Source organism: Mesorhizobium sp. M4B.F.Ca.ET.017.02.2.1 (assembly GCF_003998955.1).
Taxonomy (GTDB): domain Bacteria; phylum Pseudomonadota; class Alphaproteobacteria; order Rhizobiales; family Rhizobiaceae; genus Mesorhizobium; species Mesorhizobium abyssinicae.
The window spans coordinates 1-9998 of sequence record NZ_RZOF01000246.1; the positions used below are offsets into that span (position 1 = coordinate 1).

Genomic DNA, 9998 nt, shown 5'->3' on the forward strand with positions numbered 1-9998 from the left:
GCCGGATGCTGCATTTGCGGAACTTCCGCAACATCGGCGTCGAGGGGCTCGACCTGTTCTTCAATTACAATCCGCTGGTCAACGATCATCTCGGGCGGGCGCTGGCCGAGATCCGGCTGATGACCAGGCATCTCGGCGAGCTCGACCTCTACCCCGGCATGCTGGTGTGCGAGATCACCGAGCAGGCGGCCGACGATCATGTCCTTGCCAGCCTGGTGCGCGAGATGCGGCGTGACGGCATCCGCATCGCCATCGACGATTTCGGCACCGGCCACTCGACCGAGGCGCGCATCGCGCTGCTTGCGCCGGACATCGTCAAGATCGACGGCGCCTGGTTCGCCGAGTTCTGCCGACATGCCGCGGCCGAGCGCTTCTTCCGGCCGCTGGTCTCGACGCTGCACGACCGCGGCGCCAAGGTGCTGGTCGAGGGCATCGAGCAGGCCGTGCATCTTCGCGTCGCGCTCGATGGCGGCGTCGACTTCTTGCAGGGCTATCATCTCGCCCGCCCGGCGCTGGCCGGCACGATCTTCAACGAGGAGCCGCTGTCGATCGAGGCGCTGCTCGGAGCCGAAAGCAAGGTCGTGCCGTTGCATCAGCGGCGCTGATGTTCAGGCCAAAACAAATCACTGGATGAGGCGGCTTCCGCCGCGCGATATTGGCGCGAGCCGGAAGGAGAGCCGATGATACTCTACAGCATGATCGACAGCGGCAATTGCTACAAGCCGCGCCTGTTGATGGCCAAGCTCGGCATTGCCTTCACCAATGTCGAGGTGAGCTCGCATACCGGCGACACCCGCAAGGCCGATTTCGTCGCCAAGAATCCTAACGCCATGGTGCCGCTGCTCGAGCTCGACGACGGCAGACGGATCGCCGAATCCAACGCCATCCTGCTCTATCTCGCCGAGGGCACGCGCTTCCTGCCGGCCGACCGCTACCAGCGGGCGCTCGCCTATCAGTGGCTGTTCTTCGAGCAGTACAGCCACGAGCCCTACATCGCCGTGCGCAAGGCGCTGCTCACCTTTCCCGAGCGCGCCAGGGACGCGACGCCGGAACGGCTGGCATCGACGCTGGAGCGCGGCAACAAGGCGCTCGGCGTGATGAACAGGCATCTGGAAGCCAACGCCTTCTTCGCCGGCGATGCATACAGCGTCGCCGACATCGCGCTCTATGCCTATACGCATACCGCCGAGAAGGGCGGCTTCCAACTCGACGCCTATCCTGCGGTTGCCGCATGGCTGAAGCGGGTCGAAGCGGACAAGGGGCATGTGCCGCTGGCGTGGCTGCCTTAGTTTCGTCCTCACGCCGTCGCCGCTTCGCGGCTGCTCCGGTCCGGGCGCGATTTAACAGTGTTACAGGCGAAAGCTTCAGCGAAGGCGTCCTTCTCCCCGTTTACGGGGAGAAGATGGCGGCAGCCAGATGAGGGGCGGCGCCAACTTTTGTGTTTGAATTGCTGTGCTGCTGCGCCAAGGAAGCCAATTCCGCAGCGTCGCGCCGCCCCTCATCGCCCTGCCGGGCACTTCTCCCCGTGAACGGAGAGAAGAAGGCAGCTTCGGCGTTTCGCCAGTCTTTTGAACTGCGGGCAAATAAAAAGGCGGGATAAATCCCGCCTTCCCATTCCGGTAGCCTGATCGGGAGCGTCGGGCCGGGCTGGCAGCTATCTGCTGTTCCAGCTTGTCGGGTCTTTCCGCTCCGGCGCGCTTCTCGCGCGACCGTCAGTACATCCGTGACTTGCCGCGCGCCCCGAACCTTCGTCCGGCGCGCGCTGTTGCTAAATCAGGCTGCCTTGCTCAGAGACCCAGCAGCGGACTTGCCGGTGCGGCGGTCCTGCTCGATCTCGAAGTTGATCTTCTGGCCTTCAACGAGGGTCGACAGGCCAGCGCGCTCGACAGCGGAGATGTGGACGAAAACGTCCGCGCCGCCCGCGTCGGGCTGGATGAAGCCGAAGCCCTTGGTGGCGTTGAACCACTTGACCGTACCAGTTGCCATTCGAAGTATCCTTCACATTTGCTTTAGTTTGACCGGACCAGGTCCAGCCGGTGGTATCGAAATTTTGGAGATAGACGTCAGCAAACGCGAAGATCGCGAGGCCCGATCGATCGGCCGAAATATCAATGCGATGCATATAGGCGGATTTTGCGTTGAAAACAAGACTGTGTGCGAAAGCCCTGATCGCACCGCCGCCCAACGGCCGCCCCAATCGCGTGAAAAATTCGCGGCTGGCGTGCGCCGCGAGGGAGGAACGAGCAGGTCTCGGGCGCAGGGTTTGGGAGAGGATCATGAAGACCATACTGCTTGCCGCCTTGATGACGCTGGTGGCCGCCGAGGCGCAGGCGATCTCGCGCTACGACCCGACCCGCATGAGCTGCGACAGGGTGCAGGCGACCATCGCGCGCCAGGGCGCGGTCATCCTGCGCTACCAGTCGACGCGCGTGCCGGGGCTGCCGCTGTATGACCGCTACGTCAGGGACGAGCGCTTCTGCGACCTGGGCGAGGTGAGGAAGCGCGCCTACGTGCCCAGCGCCGATGCGAAATCCTGCCCGGTCTTCGTCTGCAAGCGGCCGGACTTCGATCGGCGGTTCCGTCGCCGTTTCCTGCAATCGGACTGAGTCCGTCGACATTCAGGCAAGGCTGGCCTGCAGGCCGGGTTCAAAAGCCGAACGAGACCTGCGCCGAGGGCGGCGGGCCGAGACGCACGCCTTCCATGGCCAGCATCTTTTCCTTGGTGGTCGAGCCGCCCGGCGCCGAGAAGCCGCCGATCTTGCCGCCGGCGGCAAGGATGCGGTGGCACGGGATGACCAGCGGCACCGGGTTGGCGCCAAGCGCCGCCCCGGTTTCGCGAGCCAGCCCTTGATGGCCGGCGCGCGTCGCCAGCTCGCCATAGGTGGTGGTCTCGCCGAAGCCGAGCTTGCGCGCCGCGTCATAGATGGCGAGGCGGAAATCGTCGACGCCGGCAAGATCGACCGGCACGCCGGAGAAATCGACGTCCTCGCCGGCGGCATAGGCCTTGATCGAGGCGATCAGGTCCACCACCCATTTCGGCTGCTCGGTGGACCGGGAAACGCCGCCATGGCGGAACAACCGGCGCTCGACCGCCTCGCGGCTGCGTTCGGGCAGGCAGAGCCGGATCAGGCCTTTCTCGCTCCAGGCGATGCCCATGAAACCGATCACTGTTTCTAACACTGTGTGGCCGGCCGTGATCGCTTGCGTGGTTTCCATGACGTATTCCTTTCCGCAAACGGCGAAAAACGGGGACGTGAACGGTACAGATAGGGAACAATATCGCAGTTTGCACCGGGTCCCGCCACCCGAAAACCGCCGGATGGCCCAGATTGCCGACGAAGAATCGCTGGTGTAAGGACTTCTTAACAACCGACAATCGGACCTGCAGGGCTTGGCAACCAAAATCATCCTCACCGCGATCGGCGTGCTCGTGGGCGCGGCTGGCCTGAGCGGTTGCACCTCGACCTCGCAGATGAAGGCCGCGCCTGCCCTGGCGGCGGCCGCGACGCCTGACGCCGAGGACGACACGCCGACCGTCGCGCTGCCGGAAACGGTTGCCGTGCTGCCCGAGCCCTCCGGCCTTGTTCCGGTGCAGGTGGCGGCGCTGCCCGCCGATGCGAACCTGGCAAGTCCGGGCATGGCGACGCCGGGCGAGCCCTTGCCGCCGCCGGCCCAGCCAGCCGCTTTCGCTGGATCGACGCCGCTTGCCGCGCAGCCGGCCGTGATGGCCGGCACCTCGCCGCTCAGCCCGGGATCGCTCAAGCAGCCGCCCGCCTATGCAACAGCCGCGATGGCCATGCCCGTCACCGGCCAGGCGGTGAAGGCGGCAACGATGCCCGGCGTCCAGCAGGTCGCGTATGTCGTGCCGCAGAACCCGGCGCTGCTAGCCCCGCCCGGCGAGCCCGAGCCGCACGCCACCGGGCCGCGCGCCGAGATCGAGCGGCTGATCGAGAAATATTCCGCGCTCTACGAGGTGCCCATCGATCTCGTGCGCCATGTCGTCAACCGCGAGAGCACCTTCAACCCGAAAGCCTATAATCACGGCCATTGGGGGCTGATGCAGATCAAGCACGCGACGGCGCGCGGCATGGGCTATGACGGGCCGGCGAGCGGCCTGTTCGACGCCGAGACCAATCTCAAATATGCGGTCAAATATCTGCGCGGCGCCTGGCTGGTGTCGGGGGGCGATGAAAAGCGCGCCGACCGGCTCTACCAGAGCGGCTATTATTACGACGCCAAGCGCAGGGGCATGCTGGAAGCGACCGGCCTCGGTGTCGACCGTGCGCGGCGCCGCCTGCAGCCCGACGCCTGAGCGCGATGCCGCGTCCGCCGGCGCCTGACGACATCCGGCTGCGCAAGACCCTCGACGACGATCTGCCGCCGCCGCACTGGCCGGACGGCTTTGTCATGCGCGGCTTCGAGCCCGCCGATGCGCGGCCCCTGCATGCGCTGCTCACCGAAGTGTTCGACGACGGCACGGACGGGCCGTTCGACGAGTGGTGGCCGCGCATCTCCGGCGACGCCGAGTTCGACCCGGCTCTCTGCTTCCTGGTCATCGACGCCAGGGGCCTGCTGGCGGGAGCAGCCCTTTGCTGGGCGACGGCTTTCGTCAAGGATCTCGCCGTCCATCCGCAAGCGCGCGGCCGCGGCATCGGCGAGGCGCTGATGCGGCACGCCTTCATCGCCTTCCGCGAGCGGGGCGCGGCCCATGTCGATCTCAAGACCAACACGGTCGAGAACGCCGCCGCCCTCCGGCTCTACGAGCGGCTGGGTATGGTTCCGGTCGACTGGGAAGGGTAGGGCGCTGCTTCCCGCTGCCCGTCACGCCTTGCACCGGGAAACGGGACAGTTTGTGAACCGCTTCACATAAGCCGCCGCGCGCAAATGCTAACCCTGCGTCATGCCGCGCACCGATCGGGGGGTCGACAGTTTCGCGCGGCATCGGAGCGGTTGCGCCGGCATGTGTCAGCCACTCCACGGCGGGTCCCGAGGCGGGGTCGGGGCCCGCTTCGCCACGTCTCCCTTTCGCCATATCTTCCTTCAGCTATCCCTGGTCAGATATCCGGCGCGTTGCCGATCCTGCGCTTGATCTCGAGCGCCCAGGCGCGGCCCTCGTCGCCGCCCCACAACAGCCAGGCAATGTAGCCGGCAGACGGATTTTGCTCATTGCCGTAATTCTTGCCGCGCTTGTCGACCTCGTGGCGGGCGAAATAGCTGACCATGCGCCGGATCGTCGACGGCGACAGTTTCTCCCGGTTCTTCAGTTCGGTGGCCCGCGCCACGCCGATCTCGGTACCGCCGCGGCCGAACTGCTTGCGCAGCCTGAGACCCTTGGCGGCGTTGTCGGCGACAATTTCAGGGCAGCGGAGGTCGATCTCGTCGGGCACTGTCTTCACTCCAGTCCGGCAGCCAGGCAGGACAAGCATGCAGGAGATCTGGGTCGGTGTGCAGGCTAATTCAACGCAACCCCGCCGCCGATGCCGCGTTGGAAATGCCGGAGGGACCGTTCCGGATCGGAGACATCAGATGAAAACCCTTCTGACCGCGACCGTCGCAGCCCTGCTGGCCGGCGCGCCGGCCGCTCTGGCGCAATCGACGAACCAGGTCGCGCCCATGCTTGCCGACAGCAAGGTCGACACGCCGACCTTCGTCACCACCGTGCCCAACGCCAACGAATTCGAGATCCAGTCGAGCAGGCTGGCCGAGGAGAGGGCCTCCTCCGACGACATCAAGGCCTTCGCCAGAGAGATGATCGCCGACCACACCAAGGCGGGCGAGGATTTCAAGGCGGCGCTGAGCCAGGGCCAGACCACCGCCTCGATCAAGCCCGCCGGGCCCGCGCTGCAGCCCAAGGAGCAGCAGCTGCTGGACGAGCTCAAGCGCGCCAGCGGCGAGGCGTTCGACCAGGCATACATCATGATGCAGACCGACGCGCACCGGCAAGTCGTCGCCCTGTTCAGCACCTACGCGAAGTCCGGCGACGACCCGGCGATGAAGGAATTCGCCAAGAAGACGCTGCCGACGCTCAAGATGCACGAGAAGCACGTGAAGGAACTGGCGGTTGCGCATCAGGGGTGAGGGCCGCCGTGGACCTCGCAGCCTGTTCGCCGGACGGTTCACCGGGTTTCTGAAGAGCACCTGAAGAGCATCTGGCTGGCGCCGCCCCTCATTGCCCTGCCGGGCATTTCTCCCCGTATAGTGACGGGGAGAAAGACGCTTGCGCCGGTGGTTTCGCCAATCGCCGAAGTCGCAGAAAAGGACGCCTGCGTTGCGGCCAGCTCCTTCTCCCCGTTCACGGGAGAAGAGAGCTAATCGCCTACCCAAAATACTCCTGCAGCGGCGTGACCTCCAGGTTCCCCGCCCGCAGCGCCGCAATCGCCTCGGCCACCGCCGCAGCACCCGACAGCGTCGTGTAATACGGCACCTTCTGCATCAGCGTCGCACGCCGCAGCGACTTCGAGTCCGACACCGCCTTCTGGCCGTCGGTGGTGTTGAAGACGATCTGGACCTGGCGGTTGCGGATGGCGTCCTCGATGTGGGGGCGGCCTTCGAGCACCTTGTTGATCTTTTCGGCGACGACGCCGTTCTCGGCGAGGAAGCGGGCGGTCCCTGAGGTGGCGAGCACCTTGAAGCCCTGGCCGGCGAGGCGCTTGACGGCGGGCAGGATGCCCTTCTTGTCCTCGTCGCGCACCGAGACGAACAGCGTGCCGGAGCGCGGCAGGTCGACATTGGCGCCGAGCTGGCTCTTGGCGAAGGCGAGCGCGAAGTCGCGGTCGAGGCCCATCACCTCGCCGGTCGAGCGCATTTCCGGCCCGAGCAGAATGTCGACGCCCGGGAAGCGGGCGAAGGGGAAGACGGCTTCCTTGACCGCGATGTGGCCGGGGTTGCGCGGGTCGGGCATCGGCCCGTAATGGGCGAAGGCATCCTCCAGCGTCTCGCCGGCCATGATGCGGGCGGCGATCTTGGCAATCGGCCGGCCGATGGTCTTGGCGACGAAGGGCACGGTGCGCGACGCCCGAGGGTTCACCTCCAGCACATAGACCGTGCCGTCCTTGATCGCGTATTGCACGTTCATCAGGCCACCGACATTGAGCGCGCGAGCCAAGGCAGCCGTCTGGCGCTCCAGTTCATCGACCAGGTGCGAGGGCAGGGCGTGCACCGGCAGCGAGCAGGCGCTATCGCCCGAATGGATGCCGGCCTCCTCGATGTGCTCCAGAATGCCGGAGACAAAGGTCGCCTTGCCGTCGCAGAGGCAGTCGACGTCGACCTCGATGGCGCCCGACAGATAGGTGTCGAACAGCAGCGGGTTTTTTCCCAGCAGCGTGTTGATCTGGCCGGTCTTATCGTTGGGGTATTTCTGCTTGATGTCCTCCGGCACCAGGCCGGGCACGGTGTCGAGCAGGTAGGTCTGCAGCATGCCCTCGTCATGGATGATCTGCATGGCGCGGCCGCCGAGCACATAGGACGGGCGCACCACCAGCGGGAAGCCGAGCTCGCCGGCGACGAGGCGGGCCTGCTCGACCGAATAGGCGATGCCGTTCTTCGGCTGGGTCAGGCCGAGCTTGTGCAGCAGCTTCTGGAAACGGTCGCGGTCCTCGGCGAGGTCGATCATGTCCGGCGAGGTGCCGAGGATCGGGATGCCGGCCTTCTCCAGCGCGTCGGCGAGCTTGAGCGGCGTCTGGCCGCCGAACTGGACGATGACGCCGACCAGTTCGCCGGACGCCTGCTCGGCGCGCAGGATCTCCAGCACGTCCTCCGCCGTCAGCGGGTCGAAATAGAGCCGGTCGGAGGTGTCGTAGTCGGTCGAGACGGTCTCCGGGTTGCAGTTGACCATGATCGCCTCGTAGCCGGCGTCGCGGAGCGCAAACGCCGCGTGGCAACAGCAATAGTCGAACTCGATGCCCTGGCCGATGCGGTTCGGGCCGCCGCCGAGGATGACGACCTTTTTGCGCGCCGACACCTTGGCCTCGTTGGCGAGGCTGCCTGCGAACGGGACCTCATAGGTCGAGTACATATAGGCGGTGGGCGAGGCGAACTCGGCGGCGCAGGTGTCGATGCGCTTGTAGACCGGATGGACGTCGAGCTTTTCTCTGACCTTCTGAACCGCTTCGGCGTCGCTCTTCGTCAAGGATCCGAGGCGAGCGTCCGAAAAACCCATCGCCTTCAGCATGCGCAGATTGGCGGCATCCTGCGGCAGGCCGTGCTCGCGCACGCGCTCCTCCATGGCGATGATGCCGGCGATCTGCTCGAGGAACCACGGGTCGATCTTGCACATGGCATGCACGTCTTCCAGCGAGGTGCCCATGCGGATCGCCTGCGCCACCATGCGCAGCCGGTCCGGCGTCGGCGTGCCGAGTGCTGCGCGAATGGCGTTTCGGTCGTCGACATGGCTGGCCGGCGCAGTGCCATGGCCAAGGCCGGGAATCTCGATCTCGTCCAGACCCGTCAGGCCGGTCTCAAGTCCGCGCAGCGCCTTCTGCAAGGATTCCTGCAAGGTGCGGCCGATGGCCATCACCTCGCCGACCGACTTCATGGCGGTGGTCAGCACCGGTTCGGCGCCGGGAAATTTCTCGAAGGCAAAGCGCGGGATCTTCGTCACCACGTAATCGATCGACGGCTCGAACGAGGCGGGCGTGGCGCCGCCGGTGATGTCGTTCTCCAGTTCGTCCAGCGTGTAGCCGACGGCGAGCTTGGCGGCGATCTTGGCGATCGGGAAGCCGGTCGCCTTGGAGGCCAGCGCCGACGAACGCGAGACGCGCGGGTTCATCTCGATCACCACCAGGCGGCCGTCGGCCGGGTTGACGGCGAACTGCACGTTGGAGCCGCCGGTCTCGACGCCGATCTCGCGCAGCACCGCGATCGAGGCGTTGCGCATCATCTGGTATTCCTTGTCGGTCAAGGTCAGCGCCGGCGCGACGGTGATCGAGTCCCCCGTGTGCACGCCCATCGGATCGATGTTCTCGATCGAGCAGACGATGATGCAATTGTCCGCCCGGTCGCGGACGACCTCCATCTCGTATTCCTTCCAGCCGAGCACGCTCTCCTCGATCAGCACTTCGGTGGTCGGCGAGGCGTCTAGGCCGGACTGGACGATGTCGTAGAATTCGGCGCGGTTGTAGGCGATGCCGCCGCCGGTGCCGCCCATGGTGAAGGACGGGCGGATGATGGCCGGCAGGCCGACATGGTCGAGCGCCTGGGCGGCGATCGCCATGCCATGGCTGATGTAGCGCTGCTTGCGGTCGCCTTCGCCGAGGTTCCAGCGGGTTTCCAGCGCGTCGAGCGCGGCGTCGAGATTGTCGGGGTTCTCGGCCTTCAGCGCGGCGCGCTCGGCCTCATGCGTCTTGCGGTCGGCGTTCTTGACGTCGGTGGCGTTGGCAAGCATCGACTTCGGCGTTTCCAGGCCGATCTTGCTCATCGCCTCGCGGAACAACGCGCGGTCCTCGGCCTTGTCGATGGCATGCGCGTCGGCGCCGATCATCTCGACATTGTAGCGGTCGAGCACGCCCATGCGGCGCAGCGACAAAGCGGTGTTGAGCGCCGTCTGGCCGCCCATGGTGGGCAGCAGCGCGTCCGGCCGCTCCTTGGCGATGATCTTGGCCACCACTTCCGGCGTGATCGGCTCGATATAGGTGGCGTCGGCCAGCTCCGGGTCGGTCATGATCGTGGCCGGGTTGGAGTTGACCAGGATGACGCGGAAACCCTCTTCCTTCAGCGCCTTGCAGGCCTGGGTGCCGGAATAGTCGAACTCGCAGGCCTGGCCGATGACGATGGGGCCGGCCCCGATGATCAGGATCGACTTGATGTCGGTGCGTCTTGGCATGGTCTACGGGTTCCGTTCGGCGAGCGGCTTGCACGAAAAACCGGGACGGGAGGACCCGGCCGGTTGTGCTTGCGATTCTGGTATCAGGCTAGGAGGGCCTTATAGGGAAGAGTTTTGGCGGATGTAACCCCGAAAATGAGGGATTAGGCAGTAGGGGAGTAGGGGAGTAGGGGAGTAG

General features: G+C 65.8%; 10 protein-coding genes. 6 read left to right on the top strand and 4 right to left on the bottom strand.

Translation table 11 applies throughout. The features are described 5' to 3' along the window. Positions 1–605: EAL domain-containing protein (locus tag EN738_RS24225; RefSeq protein ID WP_145966915.1), on the top strand; the 605-nt coding region annotated here is incomplete at its 5' end. 75 nt (positions 606–680) lie between these two features. Beyond that, a complete protein-coding gene (locus EN738_RS24230) occupies positions 681–1289 on the top strand; it encodes a glutathione S-transferase family protein (RefSeq protein ID WP_127285915.1) in 609 nt (202 codons plus the stop codon). A 484-nt stretch (positions 1290–1773) separates the two neighbouring features. Here the strand turns inward: EN738_RS24230 and EN738_RS24240 are convergent, their stop codons facing one another. Beyond that, positions 1774–1986: a cold-shock protein gene (locus tag EN738_RS24240; RefSeq protein ID WP_006202464.1), complete on the bottom strand. Its 213-nt coding sequence runs from the start codon at positions 1984–1986 to the stop codon at positions 1774–1776. Positions 1987–2276: 290 nt separating this feature from the next. On the opposite strand from EN738_RS24240, the gene EN738_RS24245 reads away from it, so the two are divergent. Further along, complete coding sequence (locus EN738_RS24245; RefSeq protein ID WP_127285917.1) at positions 2277–2606, top strand: hypothetical protein; 330 nt, start codon at positions 2277–2279, stop codon at positions 2604–2606. Between the two features lie 40 nt (positions 2607–2646). Here EN738_RS24245 and EN738_RS24250 read toward each other — a convergent pair whose 3' ends face one another. After that, positions 2647–3216: a methylated-DNA--[protein]-cysteine S-methyltransferase gene (locus tag EN738_RS24250; protein ID WP_127285918.1), complete on the bottom strand. Its 570-nt coding sequence runs from the start codon at positions 3214–3216 to the stop codon at positions 2647–2649. 175 nt (positions 3217–3391) lie between these two features. Here EN738_RS24250 and EN738_RS24255 point away from each other — a divergent pair, with 175 nt between their 5' ends. Both EN738_RS24255 and EN738_RS24260 read left to right on the top strand, forming a co-directional pair. Further along, positions 3392–4312: a lytic transglycosylase domain-containing protein gene (locus EN738_RS24255; RefSeq protein WP_127285919.1), complete on the top strand. Its 921-nt coding sequence runs from the start codon at positions 3392–3394 to the stop codon at positions 4310–4312. 5 nt (positions 4313–4317) lie between these two features. After that, a complete protein-coding gene (locus EN738_RS24260; protein ID WP_127285920.1) occupies positions 4318–4800 on the top strand; it encodes a GNAT family N-acetyltransferase in 483 nt (160 codons plus the stop codon). Positions 4801–5054: 254 nt separating this feature from the next. Here the strand turns inward: EN738_RS24260 and EN738_RS24265 are convergent, their stop codons facing one another. Continuing rightward, positions 5055–5387: a hypothetical protein gene (locus EN738_RS24265; RefSeq protein WP_245478339.1), complete on the bottom strand. Its 333-nt coding sequence runs from the start codon at positions 5385–5387 to the stop codon at positions 5055–5057. A 139-nt stretch (positions 5388–5526) separates the two neighbouring features. Here EN738_RS24265 and EN738_RS24270 point away from each other — a divergent pair, with 139 nt between their 5' ends. Beyond that, complete coding sequence (locus tag EN738_RS24270; RefSeq protein ID WP_127285922.1) at positions 5527–6078, top strand: DUF4142 domain-containing protein; 552 nt, start codon at positions 5527–5529, stop codon at positions 6076–6078. Between the two features lie 238 nt (positions 6079–6316). On the opposite strand, the gene carB is transcribed toward EN738_RS24270, so the two are convergent. Then, positions 6317–9820, bottom strand: a complete 3504-nt coding sequence (carB, locus tag EN738_RS24275; RefSeq protein ID WP_127285923.1) for a carbamoyl-phosphate synthase large subunit — start codon at positions 9818–9820, stop codon at positions 6317–6319. Positions 9821–9998 lie beyond the last annotated feature (178 nt).